General features: G+C 66.5%; 14 protein-coding genes. 8 read left to right on the top strand and 6 right to left on the bottom strand.

Going from position 1 to position 13,168, the window contains the following annotated elements:
* Window positions 1–3: 3 nt before the first annotated feature.
* From ABE571_RS13070 to ABE571_RS13045, 6 genes are all read right to left on the bottom strand, one after another.
* Window positions 4–447 carry a ClpXP protease specificity-enhancing factor gene (locus ABE571_RS13070; protein WP_313211246.1) on the bottom strand — a complete coding sequence of 148 codons (444 nt, stop codon included), beginning with the start codon at window positions 445–447 and terminating at the stop codon, window positions 4–6.
* Window positions 448–600: 153 nt separating this feature from the next.
* Window positions 601–1,236, bottom strand: a complete 636-nt coding sequence (locus tag ABE571_RS13065) for a glutathione S-transferase N-terminal domain-containing protein (protein WP_019186262.1) — start codon at window positions 1,234–1,236, stop codon at window positions 601–603.
* 160 nt (window positions 1,237–1,396) lie between these two features.
* Entirely contained in the window at window positions 1,397–2,143 is a 747-nt protein-coding gene (locus ABE571_RS13060) for a cytochrome c1 (RefSeq protein WP_313217808.1), read from the bottom strand.
* Window positions 2,136–3,395 (bottom strand): cytochrome bc complex cytochrome b subunit, encoded by a 1,260-nt coding sequence (locus ABE571_RS13055; protein WP_123728838.1) that lies wholly within the window; start codon window positions 3,393–3,395, stop codon window positions 2,136–2,138. The genes ABE571_RS13060 and ABE571_RS13055 overlap by 8 nt, the downstream gene beginning before the upstream one ends.
* Before the next feature lie 2 nt (window positions 3,396–3,397).
* The gene (gene petA / locus ABE571_RS13050) at window positions 3,398–4,018 is read right to left on the bottom strand and encodes a ubiquinol-cytochrome c reductase iron-sulfur subunit (protein ID WP_019186259.1); all 621 of its coding nucleotides are present in this window, start codon (window positions 4,016–4,018) and stop codon (window positions 3,398–3,400) included.
* 171 nt (window positions 4,019–4,189) lie between these two features.
* Window positions 4,190–5,146, bottom strand: coding sequence for a lytic transglycosylase domain-containing protein (locus ABE571_RS13045; RefSeq protein WP_346482961.1), 957 nt, complete (start codon window positions 5,144–5,146; stop codon window positions 4,190–4,192).
* 119 nt (window positions 5,147–5,265) lie between these two features.
* On the opposite strand from ABE571_RS13045, the gene miaB reads away from it, so the two are divergent.
* From miaB to ABE571_RS13005, 8 genes are all read left to right on the top strand, one after another.
* Entirely contained in the window at window positions 5,266–6,729 is a 1,464-nt protein-coding gene (gene miaB, locus ABE571_RS13040; protein ID WP_346493814.1) for a tRNA (N6-isopentenyl adenosine(37)-C2)-methylthiotransferase MiaB, read from the top strand.
* Window positions 6,730–6,966: 237 nt separating this feature from the next.
* Window positions 6,967–7,953, top strand: coding sequence for a PhoH family protein (locus ABE571_RS13035; protein WP_088433024.1), 987 nt, complete (start codon window positions 6,967–6,969; stop codon window positions 7,951–7,953).
* Window positions 7,950–8,435, top strand: a complete 486-nt coding sequence (ybeY, locus tag ABE571_RS13030) for an rRNA maturation RNase YbeY (RefSeq protein WP_121041647.1) — start codon at window positions 7,950–7,952, stop codon at window positions 8,433–8,435. The genes ABE571_RS13035 and ybeY overlap by 4 nt, the downstream gene beginning before the upstream one ends.
* A 55-nt stretch (window positions 8,436–8,490) precedes the next feature.
* Window positions 8,491–9,177 (top strand): hypothetical protein, encoded by a 687-nt coding sequence (locus ABE571_RS13025; RefSeq protein WP_346493813.1) that lies wholly within the window; start codon window positions 8,491–8,493, stop codon window positions 9,175–9,177.
* A gap of 82 nt (window positions 9,178–9,259) precedes the next feature.
* Window positions 9,260–9,853, top strand: a complete 594-nt coding sequence (locus ABE571_RS13020) for a hypothetical protein (RefSeq protein ID WP_346493812.1) — start codon at window positions 9,260–9,262, stop codon at window positions 9,851–9,853.
* Between the two features lie 65 nt (window positions 9,854–9,918).
* Window positions 9,919–10,800, top strand: coding sequence for a transporter associated domain-containing protein (locus ABE571_RS13015; protein WP_313217798.1), 882 nt, complete (start codon window positions 9,919–9,921; stop codon window positions 10,798–10,800).
* Between the two features lie 8 nt (window positions 10,801–10,808).
* A complete protein-coding gene (locus ABE571_RS13010) occupies window positions 10,809–12,065 on the top strand; it encodes a DUF4105 domain-containing protein (protein ID WP_313211252.1) in 1,257 nt (418 codons plus the stop codon).
* Window positions 12,066–12,080: 15 nt separating this feature from the next.
* Window positions 12,081–13,079 carry a magnesium and cobalt transport protein CorA gene (locus ABE571_RS13005; protein ID WP_346493811.1) on the top strand — a complete coding sequence of 333 codons (999 nt, stop codon included), beginning with the start codon at window positions 12,081–12,083 and terminating at the stop codon, window positions 13,077–13,079.
* Window positions 13,080–13,168 lie beyond the last annotated feature (89 nt).

The following is a 13,168-nucleotide window of genomic DNA, read 5'->3' as shown; positions in this document are numbered from 1 at the left end:
GTCTTATTTGACCACCCGCAGATGCGGGCGACCGCTGGGCTTGGGCGGTGCATCGTCCGGCGGGGTCGGTGAATCGTCCGGCGGCAGCGCATCGTCCGGACCCGGCTCATGGCCCGGGATGTCATCCGGCAGCGCCATGCCCTGCCCCGTCTCGCGGGCGTACACGGCCAGCACGGCCGAGATCGGCACCTGCACCGGGTAGCTGGTGCCGGAGAAGCGGGCCGAGAAGCTCACGCTGTCATTGTCGATATGCAGGCGCACCACGGCGCGCTCGGCGATGTTCAGGACGACGCGGCCGTCCTTGACCGCGCTCTGCGGCACCTGCACGCCAGGCATGCCGGCGTCGACCAGGATATGCGGCGTCAGGTCGTTGTCATTGATCCATTCCACCAAGGCCCGCAACAGGTACGGACGGTGGCTGGTCATGCGAAAAGTGTCTTCAGTCATGTGGTAGAGCCGAGCCGTGCTCGGCTGCTCTTGATCCGGATTGCCTGATGCAAGTGTACGCGCCCGCCTACCCGCAGGTCAGCCATGGCGCGTACCGGCACCGCGATTTCGTTCAGTACACGGGTGTGCCGCATGCGGCACACATCCCGCCGATCAGACCGGCAGATCGCGCAGTTTCTTTTCCTGGTCGGTCAGGCTGCGGATGAAGCCGGGGTGCCGGAAAATGCGGTTGCCATAGTCTTCGATGGACTTGCCATCCTTCGGCAGCGGCACGTCCAGTGCCTGAAGTCGCCAGATGATCGGCGCCATCGCGCAGTCGGCCAGGCTCATTTCCGGGTTGAGGAAGAACTTGCTGGCCTTGAACAACGGCACCGCGCTGGTCAGCAGTTCCTTGAGCCGTTTGCGCCCGGCCTCGGCCTGGGTCTTGTTGCCCAGCTGGATGGCCTGAACCTGCGGCACCCAGTCGTGTTCGATGCGCAACATCGCCAGGCGGATGCGGGCCCGCGAAAGCGGATCGACCGGCATCAGCGGCGGGTGCGGATAGCGCTCGTCCAGGTATTCGCTGACCACCGACGCCGCGTACAGCACCAGCTCGCGTTCCACCAGAGTGGGCACGGAGTGGTACGGATTGAGATCGATGAGATCTTCGGGCGGGTTCTGCGGGTCGACCGGCACGGAGTCATAAGTGACGCCCTTGGCCGCCAATACCAGCCGCACGCGATGGCACAGCACATCGTCGTTCGAGGAAAACAGCGTCAGGGTATTCCGCATGCGTACGCTCGCCGCCATCAAAGGCTCTCCAACGTCCGGTAACCGCCGGTCGTATCGGCGCCGCCAGCCCATTGCCAACGGTCGTCACAGTACCCGAGTGTGCAACCGCACATCACAAAAGCCAATAGGTCGATCGTCCCACGGCAGGAACGATCGACGCGGGAAGGCGTCCGACCGCTCAGTGGACGTCCTTCCAGTATTCCTTCTTGAGCAGATAGGCCAGGAAGGTCAGCAGCGCCAGGAACAGAATCACCCACACGCCCAGCTTCTGGCGTTTCAGGGCAGCCGGCTCGCCGGCATACTCCAGGAAGTTGGTGATGTCGCGCACCGCCTGATCGTACTGCCCGGCATCGATGTTGCCCGGCTGTTCGATCTTCAGCCCGACCACCGGTGCATCCAGCCCGGGGCCCTCGGCCTTGCCATGCACCGCATGCTGCAGCCCCTGCATTTCCCACAGGGGGTTGGGCATGGAGGCATTGGGGAACACGGTGTTGTTCCAGCCCAGCGGCCGCGTGGGATCCAGGTAGAACGACTTGAGGTAGGTGTAGACCCAGTCGCTGCCCCGCACGCGCGAGATCAGGCTCAGGTCCGGCGGCATCTTGCCGAACCACTTCTCGGCCTGCGCCTTGGGCATCGTCACCGGAATCGGTTCACCCACCGGGGTGCCGGTGAAGTTGAGGTTGTTCATGACCTCTTCTTCGCTCAACCCGAGATCGGCAGCCATGCGCGAGTAGCGCAGGTATTTCAGCGCGTGGCAGCCGGAGCAGTAATTCATGTAGAGCTGCGCGCCGCGCTGCAGCGAGGCACGATCGCTCAGGTCATTGCCGGCCTGCAGGGTCTTGGCGCCCTCGGCGGCATCGGCCACCGCGACACCGAGCATCAGGGCCGCCGCGCAGGCCAGCCGGACAATCCAGTGGTCAGTCATGCGTGGTCACCCGGTCCGGTACCGGCTTGGTCCTGTCCAGCTTGGTCCATAGCGGCATGGTGATGAAGAAGGCGAAATACAGGAAGGTCAGCACGCGCCCGATGTAGGTCTCGTGCGCATCCGTACCCGGGCCGGAGCCGATCACGCCCAGCCACACGAAGCACACCGCGAACATGCCCAGCAGGCCGCGCGAGAGCAGGCCGCGGTAGCGGTAGGACTTTACCCGCGCCCGGTCCAGCCACGGCACCAGGAACAGGATGGCGATCGCCGAGAACATCACGATCACGCCCCCGAGCTTGTTGGGCACCACGCGCAACATGGCGTAGTACGGGGTGTAGTACCAGACCGGCTTGATGTGCTCGGGCGTCACCAGGCGGTTGGCCTCGGTGAAGTTGTCGTGCTCGAGGAACAACCCGCCGAAGGCCGGGGCGAAGAAGATGATGAAGGCGGCGATGATCAGCAGGAAGCCGGCGCCGACCGCATCCTTGAGCGTGTAATACGGATGGAAGGGAATGCCATCGGTAGGCGCGGTGGCCGACCAGCGGTTGCCCTTCGGGCCCTTCTTGATCTCCACGCCGTCCGGATTGTTGGAGCCCACCTCATGCAGCGCGCCCAGGTGCAGCACCACCAGCAGCAGCAGCACCAGCGGCAGTGCGATCACGTGCAGGGCGAAGAAGCGGTTGAGGGTGGCGTCGCTGGGCAGGTAGTCGCCCATGATCCATTCGGTCAGGCCGGTCCCGATCACCGGGATCGCGCCGAACAGCGAGATGATCACCTTGGCGCCCCAGAACGACATCTGGCCCCAAGGCAGCACGTAGCCCATGAAGGCTTCGGCCATCAGCACCAAGTAGATCAGCATGCCCAGGATCCAGACCAGTTCGCGCGGCTTCTGGTAACTGCCGTAGAGCAGGCCGCGGAACATGTGCAGGTAGACCACGATGAAGAACAGCGAGGCACCGGTGGAGTGCATGTAGCGGATCAGCCAGCCCCACTCCACGTCCCGCATGATGTATTCGATGGAGGCGAACGCTTCGGCCGCGTTCGTCTTGTAGTGCATCGTCAGGAAGATGCCGGTGACGATCTGGTTGACCAGGATCAGCAGCGCCAGCGAACCGAAGTAGTACCAGATGTTGAAGTTCTTGGGCGCGTAATACTCGCTGACGTGCTTGCGGTAGACCGGCATCAGGCCCGGCGCGCGGGCGTTGACCCAGTCGGCCAGTCCGGTGGCGGTGCGGGAAAGGATATTGGCCATGATCAAGCCGCCCCCTGCGGATCAACGCCGATGATGATGGTGTTGTCGTCCTGGTAATGGTGCGGCGGCACCAGCAGGTTGATCGGTGCCGGAACATCCTTGAACACGCGACCGGACATATCGAAGCGCGACTTGTGACAGGGGCAGAAGTAGCCGCCCTTCCACTGCGGGTCGTAGGGCTCGGGGCGGATCTCGGCGACCATTTCCGGCGAACAGCCCAGATGGGTGCACAGCCCGACCAGCACCGATACCTCGGCCTTGATCGAACGGAATTCGGGATTCTGCTTGAGCACGTACTCGGGCTGCTGTTCTTTCTCGCCCGACTCGGGATCCTTCAGGCGGCCGTCCAGCCCGTGCAGTGCATCGAGGATGGCCTTGGAGCGCTTGACGATCCAGATGGGCTGCCCACGCCACTCCATGACCAGACGCTGGCCTTCCTGGAGCGCACTGATGTCGGCAATCACCGGGGCACCGGCCAGTTTGGCGCGGGCGCTGGGATTCCAGGACTTGATGAACGGTACCGCTGCAAATCCGACGCCGACCGCTCCGACCACCGCAGTGGTTGCTGAGAGAAACCGCCGACGTCCAGTGTTGACTGGATCGTTTACCCCATCGTTGGCCATCCGGCACTCCGATATTGATTTAGGTAGCTTGAGGCTGCCAGCAGACCGGTGGGGGCCAGTCCACATTGAATCAGCCGCGAGTGTAGCTGAACCGAAGTCGGCCACACAACGCGGTACTACGGAACGACATTACCCCGACAGTACGGCATCAGGTACCACCGGCGCCATGGGTTATTGATGGCTGGCCACTGCGCCGCGATAGCGGTCGGCCAACAGGGCCACCCGCTTCACGTAATACCGGGTCTCGCTGTAAGGCGGCACGCCACCATGGCGGTCGACCGCGCCCTCGCCGGCGTTGTAGCCCGCCGCAGCCAGGGTGAGATCACCGTTGAAGCGCTTGAGCAGCCAGGACAGGTACTGCACGCCGCCGCGGATGTTCTGCGAAGCATCGAAGGAATCGCTGACCCCGAAACGGCGCGCGGTCGGTGGCATCAGCTGCATCAGGCCCTGTGCGCCGGCGCGGCTGAGCGCGGTCGGGTTGTAGGCCGATTCGGCATGGATGATCGCGCGGACCACCGCCTCTTCCACCCCGAACTCACGGGCGGCGGCGGCAATCTCGCTCTGGTAGGCCGTGGTGTTGAGCCGCACCGAGCCGAAGTTGACGGCCGGGTTCGCCCCGCAGGCGTAGCAGCGCTCGATGAAGCTGTAGTGGATGGTGCGGACCTGGCCAATGCTGGCGATAGCGGCCGGGCGTGCGCTGGTGTAATGGCGAACGCCATCCTTCATATAGGCATACAGCTGGCCGCTGCGGACCTTCCCTGCCTTGCCAGCGGCCGCTGCCGGGGCGGACGGCGCGCTCAGCACCGTGGCCGGGGCGGTGGCCGGGGCAGGAGCCGGGGTGATCGCGGTCGCCGTCGTGGCGGTATCGGCCCGGACCGGGGCGGGCGTGGCACCGGCGATCGGCGCCGCCGGCGTCGGCGCGGGAGGGGTTGCCAGGGCCCGGCGGGGCGCCGCGCTGCGGTCGGGCCGGTAGCTGCTGATCACGCTGCAGGCGGCCCCGGCCACACGCTTGCTCACATAGCTGGGAATGCCGTCACTGCCGACGCACTTGTACAGGGTGCCCGCACTGGCCGGCATAGCGGTCAGCGCAGCCAAGGCCAGCGCAGCGATCCCCAACATCCCCTTCATGAGCGGGAGTGTCCCCAATTCGCCGGGGATTGCCAAGGGGGGAGCCCGACCCGGCTACAATGACCTGCTCACCGCAGCCATCCGGCTGCCTGCCCGCCCACCCGACTGGAATAAGCGCCATGACCGGGACGCCAGCTTCGACCGCGCCGACTTCGGCCGGTTCTGCCTTGCCTGCCTCTGCTCCGCCCAGCTCCGCCCCCCGCCCCGATCTGCTCCCCCTGCCCGGCGCCAAGCCGCAGGTGACGGGTCCGGTGCGCGGCAAGCTGTACATCAAGACCCACGGTTGCCAGATGAACGAGTACGACTCGACCAAGATGGCCGCCGTGCTCGCCGCCTCGGAAGGGCTGGAACTCACCGACGACCCGGCCGAGGCCGACGTGTTGTTGATGAACACCTGCTCGATCCGCGAGAAGGCCCAGGAGAAGGTGTTCAGCCAGCTCGGTTACTGGAAGGCGCTGAAGAACAACGGCCGTGGCGTGATCATCGGGGTCGGCGGCTGCGTGGCCTCGCAGGAAGGCGAGGCGATCATCAAGCGCGCGCCACACGTGGATCTGGTGTTCGGCCCGCAGACCCTGCACCGCCTGCCGGAGCTGATCCGCCAGCGCCGTGAATCGGGCAAATCGCAGGTGGACATCAGCTTCCCGGAGATCGAGAAGTTCGATGCCCTGCCCGAGCCGCGTGCCGAGGGTGCCTCCGCGTTCGTCTCGATCATGGAAGGCTGCTCGAAGTACTGCTCGTTCTGCGTGGTGCCCTACACCCGCGGCACCGAGGTCAGCCGCCCGTTCGAGGACGTGGTGGTGGAAGTGGCGCAGCTGGCCGCCCAGGGCGTGCTGGAGATCAACCTGCTCGGCCAGAACGTCAACGCCTACCGCGGCCCGTATGGCGACGGCGAGTTCGCCGACCTGGGCTTGCTGATCCGCACCATCGCCGAGATCGACGGCGTCGGCCGGATCCGCTTCACCACCTCGCACCCGCTGGAGTTCAGCGATTCGCTGATCGATGCCTACCGCGACGTGCCGCAGCTGGCCAACTTCCTGCACCTGCCCGTGCAGGCCGGCAGCGACCGCGTGCTCTCGGCGATGAAGCGTGGCTACACCGCGCTGGAATTCAAATCCAAGATCCGCAAGCTGCGCGCGGTGCGTCCGGACATCTCGATCAGCTCGGATTTCATCGTCGGTTTCCCCGGCGAGACCGACGCCGAGTTCGAGAAGACCATGAAGCTGATCGAGGACGTGGGCTTCGACCAGAGCTTCTCCTTCATCTATTCACGGCGCCCGGGTACCCCCGCGGCGGATCTGGAAGACACCACCACCGATGCGGAAAAGCACGCGCGCCTGTCGCGCCTGCAGGCCCGGATCAACGAGCAGGCCGCGGCCATTTCGGAAAAGATGGTCGGTACCGTGCAGACCGTGCTTGTGGAAGGCCCCTCCAAGCGCAACCCGAACGAGCTGACCGGCAAGAGCGAGAACATGCGCTCGGTGAATTTCCCGGGGCACCCGCGCCTGGTCGGCCAGTTCGTGGATGTGGTGATCACCGAGGCGTACAGCAACTCGCTGCGGGCGCGGATGGTGACGGCAGACTGAGCGGGATGGCCGGACGTCGGTCCGGCCATCGTTGACGCTTTTTTGACCACGCAATTGAACCCATTGCCGCAGTAGGGCTGGCGCCACCTATCCACAGGTTGCTGCACCGGCATTGCACAGCCCCTGTGGAAAACCACTTTCCGCCGGTGCTGTAGCGGCGGCCCCACACCCGCGCTACCCTGTTCTCCCTTTCCCTGCTTGCGGCCCGGTCGGCTGGACCGGCGGCCGCCGGACGCAATGACCGCACTCGCACAACGCGACTTCACCCTCACCCCGGAAGACAACGAGCGCCTGGCCAACATGGCCGGCCCGTTCGATGAACATCTCCGCCAGGTGGAACTCAAACTCGGCGTGGAAATCGCCAACCGTGGCCACGTGTTCCGCGTGACCGGCCCCAAGGCCGTGGTGGCCGATGCGCAGGCCCTGATCGAAGCGCTGTACGCCGAAGCCGGCGACGTGGTGTTCGACAGCCATGCCATCCACCTGCGGCTGAACCAGGCCAACGTGGAGCATGTGGTCGAGCGCGCCTACGAGGCCCAGGAAGTGGCGATCAAGGTCAAGCGCGGCACCGTGCGCGGCCGCGGCGCCAACCAGGCCCGCTACCTGCATCAGATCACCACGCACGACATCAACTTCGGCATCGGCCCGGCCGGCACCGGCAAGACGTTCCTGGCCGTGGCCAGCGCGGTGGAAGCGCTCAATGAAGCGCGCGTGCAGCGCCTGATCCTGGTCCGCCCGGCGGTGGAAGCCGGCGAGAAGCTGGGCTTCCTGCCCGGTGACCTGAGCCAGAAGGTGGACCCGTACCTGCGGCCGCTGTACGACGCGCTGTATGAAATGCTCGGCGTGGAGAAGGTGCTCAAGCTGCTGGAGAAGAACGTCATCGAGATCGCGCCGCTGGCCTACATGCGCGGCCGCACGCTCAACGATGCATACGTGATCCTGGACGAAGCGCAGAACACCACGGTCGAGCAGATGAAGATGTTCCTGACCCGCCTGGGCTTCGGCTCCACGGCCGTGGTGACCGGCGACCTCACCCAGACCGATCTGCCCAAGCACGTGAAGTCCGGCCTGCGCGATGCGATCGATGTGCTGCGTGATGTCGAGGGCGTGAGCTTCACCTTCTTCGAAGCGCGCGACGTGGTCCGTCACCCGCTGGTGGCCCGCATCGTCAGCGCCTACGACCGCCGCGATCTGCAGCAGGTCCAACCCGGAGCGACCCCATGACCCGTGGTCCCGTGCGACTGGACGTCGCCATCAGCTACGCCCTGCCCCGCGCCGGTCTGCCCTCGGCGGTGAGCTTCCGCAAGTGGGTGGCCGCCGCCTTGAAGGGCCGCATCCGCGAGGCCGACCTGGCGATCCGGCTGGTCGATGCGAAGGAGGGCCAGTCCTTGAACCGGCACTACCGCGGCAAGGACTACGCGACCAACGTGCTCAGCTTCCCGGCCGAACTGCCGGAGGGCCTGCCCAAGGGCGTGAAATTCCCGCTGCTCGGCGATCTGGTGATCTGCGCCCCGGTGGTCGCCCGCGAGGCCGACGAGCAGGGCAAGGCGCTCAACGCCCATTACGCGCACCTGACCGTGCACGGCGTGCTGCACCTGCTCGGCTGGGACCATGAGGACGAGAAGGAAGCCGACGCCATGGAACAGCTGGAGCGCGACATCCTGGCCGAACTGGGCATTGCCGATCCGTATGCCGGCGAGCGCTGAACCGAACGGTCGTTGCGATTGCTGATTTCCCCGTCATACAAGGAGGTATGTCGTCATGCCGGTTCCGGATCGCCGCTCCGCACTTGGTCCGGTACTGCTTGCCGTGTCGGTCATCGCGCTGCTTTACTGCGCGGTCGGTGCGCCGGGCCTCGCCGGGCTGACCCCGGCCGGCCGCGATCCCATCGCGCTGCGGTGGGGAATGCTCGCACTGTCCGCGGTGATCGCATCGCTCTCACTGACGCCCGCACGCAGCTGGTGGAACGCACGTCAACAGCGCGCGCCGCTATCGGCTGTCTCGGCCAGGCGCCTGTCTGCGCTGGCGGCGGCGACGCTGGTGCTGGGCACGCTCACCTGCGTGGTCACCGGCCTGATCCTGCCTCATCTGCTGGCCGGTCCGGCCGGGGCGACGCTCAGCGCCACCGCCCTGAACGTGGTCGGCTGGTCCGGGCTGGCCGCTGCCCTGGCGGCCCCGCTGGGGTGGCGCACCCTGTATCGATGGGCGCGACGCGATGGAGCACCGCCTGCCCAGTCATCGATATTCCGCGCACGGCCCGTACAGGTGGCACTGCTGTTCGTGCTCGCCGCAGCCTTCGCACTGGTGTTCGGGCGCGCGCTGATGGCGGTCACCGCCGGCGGCCCGGGGGTGATCCACCTGGGCGCCTCCGCGCTGGTGCTGTGCGCGGCCGGCATCGCGGTGGTTTCCTTCACCACCACCCTGCGCTGGCTGTTCCGCCGCCGTTGATGCCCTGCCACGGCGAACCGGCGCCCGCTATCATCGGTGCCGCGTCCGTGCCGTGCACGCCTTAGTTGATGGACCTGTTGCGATGACCCCGTTCCGATGCGCCTGCCTGGGCCTGCTCGCCCTGCTGCCCACCCCGGCCTTCGCCGAGGCGGCGCCGCTGGACCTGACCGCCCTGATCGAATGCCGCCAGAGCGTGAGTGACTACGACGCGGCGGCCCCGGTCGTGGCCGACCCGCTCAAGGCGGTCGCCAACGGCCTTCAGCCATTGCCGCAGACCAACCAGTTCATGAGCGAGTTCCGCCTGGCCGCCCCGATCACGGTGTTCGGCGAGCGTGCCGAATACATCACGGTGGCCGGGGCCAGCATCATGGCGATCCTGGATCTGGCCGACCCGCGCCCGCTGGCCAAGCGCCTGGCGCTGGAGGATGGCGTGGACACCCCGGTGAAGTTCATGGCCGGGCGCGAGCTGGTCAGCCGCGACGTCACCGACCCGCGTACCGGCGAGGCCTTGATCGAGTCGGTGATCCTGAGCCTGTCCACGGTCAAATCCCACCCCGGCAAGACCCTGGCCGGCTGTACCTACAGCCTGGACCTGCCACCGGAGGAAGACACCCCGCCACCGGGCGCCGCCCCGGCCCCCTTGCCGGGCGTGAATCCGCCCTCGGCCGGGCGCTGACAGGCGCCCGCATCCTGATAGACTAAATCCAACGCCCGGCACGCCGGGTGCCTTTTTTTCCAGAGATGTCTGAAGACGACAGTAGTAGCTCCACCCTGGAGCACAATGAAAAGAAGCGCAGCTGGCTCGAACGCCTGACCGCTGCCTTCTCCGGCGAACCCCACACCCGCGACGAGCTGGTGGCGGTACTGCACACCGCGCACGAAGACGGCCTGATCGCCGCCGACACGCTGCGGATGATGGAAGGCGCCATTTCGGTGGCCGAGCTCACCGTCGGCGACGTGATGATCTCGCGCTCGCAGATGGTCTCCCTGCCGGTCGAAGCCCCCTTCCTTGACCTGATGAAGCAGGTGGTCGAATCCGGCCATTCGCGCTTCCCGGTGCACGGCGACAACAAGGACGACATCCTCGGCATCCTGTTGGCCAAGGACCTGCTGCGCGGCGTGGTTGCCGACAACGGGCCGGCCAACATCCGTGAGCTGCTGCGCCCGGCGGTGCTGATCCCCGAGGCCAAGAAGCTCAACGTGCTGCTCAAGGAGTTCCGGCTCTCGCGCAACCACATGGCCATCGTGGTGGACGAGTACGGCGGTGTCGCCGGCTTGGTCACGATCGAGGACGTGCTGGAACAGATCGTCGGCGAGATCGACGATGAGCACGACGAGGCCGAGGACCACACCTCGCAGATCGCGATCCAGGCCGACGGCCAGTACGTGGTCGATGCATTGACCGCGATCGAGGATTTCAACGAGCGCTTCGGTGCCACGTTCCCCGACGACGATTACGACACCATCGGTGGCCTGGTCACCGAGGCGATCGGGCACCTGCCCGAAACCGGCGATGAGCTCACCCTGGACCGCTTCGTGTTCCGGGTGGCGCGTGCCGATGCCCGGCGCGTGCAGGCGTTCCATGTGACCGTGCTGCCGCCCGACACCCACAACGAGGATTGACCCACGCCATGCGGCCCCCTTTGAATCGGTGGTCGCTGTGCCGCCTGTTGTTCGTGTTGTCGCTGCTTGCGATGGCCAGCCTGCCCTTCGGGGCGCTGGCCGCGCAGGATGCCGTGCCTGCCACGGCCGCCCCGGCCCCTGCCGCCGAGGCGCCACGCATCGGCGTGGTCACCATGCAGCCGGGCGAGATCTTCTTCGAACGCTTCGGCCATGACGCGCTGGTCGTGGTCGATCCGGTCACCGGCGACGCCACCTCGTACAACTTCGGTTACTTCGACCCGAGCGAGTCCGATTTCATCGGCAACTTCGTGCGCGGCGACATGATGTATTACCTGGTCGCACTGCCGCTCGGGCAGGACCTGTCGTACTACCAGGAGAGCGGCCGCGGTGCGAGCGTGCAGTGGCTGGATCTGACGCCCGCGCAGGCGCGCACCCTGGCCGCGTCGCTGGCCGAGCGTGCCAAGCCCGAGAACGCGCGCTACCACTACGATTACTACACCGCCAACTGCGCCACCATGGTCCGCGATGCGATCGATGGTGCCCTCGGTGGCGGGCTGCATTCGCAGCTGTCCGGGCGCTCGCGCGGCAACACCTACCGCAGTGAATCGGTGCGCCTGGCCTCGCCGTCGCCGTGGATGTGGCTGGGCTTCGATATCGGCCTGGGCCCGTTCGCCGACCAGCCGCTGTCGCGCTGGCAGGAAGCCTTCGTGCCGATGCGCCTGGCCGATGCGCTGCGCCAGGTGCGCAACAGCGAAGGTCGCCCGCTGGTGCAGGCCGAGCAGGAACTGCTGCCGCACCGGATCGCCCCGGAGCCGACCGAGTCCCCGCGCAGCTGGTGGCCGTGGCTGCTGTGCGGCCTGATCGCCGCTGCGGGTGTGGTTGCACTGCGCCGCCGGCGCCGGCTGCTGGGTGGCCTGGCGCTGCCGTTCTGGCTGTTCTGCGGCATTGGCGGCGCCCTGCTGACCTACCTGTGGGGCTTCAGTGCGCACCAGGCCGCCTGGGCCAACCGCAACCTGCTGCAGCTCTCGCCGCTGTGCCTGCTGCTCGTTCCCGCTGCGATCACCCTGCTGCGCGGCCGCGTGCCGCGCGCGTGGTTCCGGTTCGTGCTGTGGGCGGTCGCCGGCGTGTCGCTGCTCGGCCTGGTGCTGCATTGGCTGACCTTGCAGGCGCAGTACAACCTGCAGTGGATCGTGCTGTTGCTGCCCATCCACGTGGCGCTGGCATGGGTGCTGGGCCGCCGTGACCTGCCCGTCACGGGCCGCTGACGCACGATGCCCGCCATGGATACCGTCACACCTGAAAACCCCGCCTGCGTCATCAACTGCGTTCACTACGATGACCAGGGCAAGCGCCACGACATCGGCCTGGATGCGATCAGCGATGTGATCGCCAGCGACAACGGCTTCGTGTGGGTGGGTCTGTACGAGCCCGACGACAGCGTGCTGCTGAAGCTGCAGGAAGAATTCGGCCTGCACTCGCTGGCCATCGAAGACGCCCGCAATGCGCATCAGCGGCCAAAGGTGGAGGCCTACGGCAATTCGCTGTTCGTGGTGGTCACGACCGCGCAGATGGTGGACGAGCGGATCCGCTACGGCGAGACCCACGCCTTCCTCGGCCCGCGCTTCCTGGTCACGGTGCGCCATGGCGCATCGCTGTCCTATGCCGCCCCGCGCGCCCGCGTGGAGCGCGAACCGGACCTGCTGCGCACGATGGGCCCGTCGTACTGCCTGTATGCGGTGCTGGATTTCGTGGTCGACAACTACCTGCCGATCACCCAGCGTTACCGCGACACGCTGGAGCTGCTGGAAAAGGACATCTTTTCCGACAACTACAAGCGCCAGACCGTGGTGCGCCTGTACGAGCTCAAACGCGAGCTCAACAAGATGCGCATGGCGGTCGCGCCGTTGCAGGACACGCTCTCGCAGATCAAGCGCTACCAGGGCGACCTGGTGCCGGACGAAGTGAAGCTCTACCTGCGCGACGTGCACGACCACGCGGTGCGGATCAGTGATGTGATCGACACCCTGCGCGAAATGCTGGGCACCGCGCTGAGCGTGAACCTGTCGCTGGTGACCCTGGCCCAGGGCGAGACGGTCAAGCGCCTGGGTGCCTGGGCGGCGCTGCTGGCCGCCCCGACCTTGATCACCAGCTGGTATGGCATGAACTTCACGAACATGCCCGAGCTGGACAAGCCGTGGGCTTACCCGGCGATGATCATCGGCGTCGGTGCGGTGTGCGTGGGGCTGTACCGCCTGTTCAAGCGCGCACGCTGGCTGTAGTAGCGACCGTTCGTCGCTACGGCGACGACCGTTGGTCGCTACGGCGACGACCGTTGGTCGCTACAGCGACGACCGTTGGCCGCCATGGC

The organism is Stenotrophomonas sp. TWI273 (assembly GCF_039674765.1).
Taxonomy (GTDB): domain Bacteria; phylum Pseudomonadota; class Gammaproteobacteria; order Xanthomonadales; family Xanthomonadaceae; genus Stenotrophomonas.
Note: the sequence above shows the minus strand (reverse complement) of the source record. Positions and strands in the feature narration are given on the sequence as shown.

Bases quoted from the DNA above. Each gene is read 5' to 3' on its own strand.
- ABE571_RS13005 (WP_346493811.1), top strand. From the start codon at position 12,081: ATGGATACCGTCACACCTGAAAACCCCGCCTGCGTCATCAACTGCGTT.
- ABE571_RS13045 (WP_346482961.1), bottom strand. From the start codon at position 5,146: ATGAAGGGGATGTTGGGGATCGCTGCGCTGGCCTTGGCTGCGCTGACC.
- ABE571_RS13020 (WP_346493812.1), top strand. From the start codon at position 9,260: ATGACCCCGTTCCGATGCGCCTGCCTGGGCCTGCTCGCCCTGCTGCCC.
- miaB (WP_346493814.1), top strand. From the start codon at position 5,266: ATGACCGGGACGCCAGCTTCGACCGCGCCGACTTCGGCCGGTTCTGCC.
- ABE571_RS13065 (WP_019186262.1), bottom strand. From the start codon at position 1,236: ATGGCGGCGAGCGTACGCATGCGGAATACCCTGACGCTGTTTTCCTCG.
- ABE571_RS13070 (WP_313211246.1), bottom strand. From the start codon at position 447: ATGACTGAAGACACTTTTCGCATGACCAGCCACCGTCCGTACCTGTTG.
- ABE571_RS13025 (WP_346493813.1), top strand. From the start codon at position 8,491: ATGCCGGTTCCGGATCGCCGCTCCGCACTTGGTCCGGTACTGCTTGCC.
- ybeY (WP_121041647.1), top strand. From the start codon at position 7,950: ATGACCCGTGGTCCCGTGCGACTGGACGTCGCCATCAGCTACGCCCTG.
- ABE571_RS13010 (WP_313211252.1), top strand. From the start codon at position 10,809: ATGCGGCCCCCTTTGAATCGGTGGTCGCTGTGCCGCCTGTTGTTCGTG.
- ABE571_RS13035 (WP_088433024.1), top strand. From the start codon at position 6,967: ATGACCGCACTCGCACAACGCGACTTCACCCTCACCCCGGAAGACAAC.
- petA (WP_019186259.1), bottom strand. From the start codon at position 4,018: ATGGCCAACGATGGGGTAAACGATCCAGTCAACACTGGACGTCGGCGG.
- ABE571_RS13015 (WP_313217798.1), top strand. From the start codon at position 9,919: ATGTCTGAAGACGACAGTAGTAGCTCCACCCTGGAGCACAATGAAAAG.
- ABE571_RS13060 (WP_313217808.1), bottom strand. From the start codon at position 2,143: ATGACTGACCACTGGATTGTCCGGCTGGCCTGCGCGGCGGCCCTGATG.
- ABE571_RS13055 (WP_123728838.1), bottom strand. From the start codon at position 3,395: ATGGCCAATATCCTTTCCCGCACCGCCACCGGACTGGCCGACTGGGTC.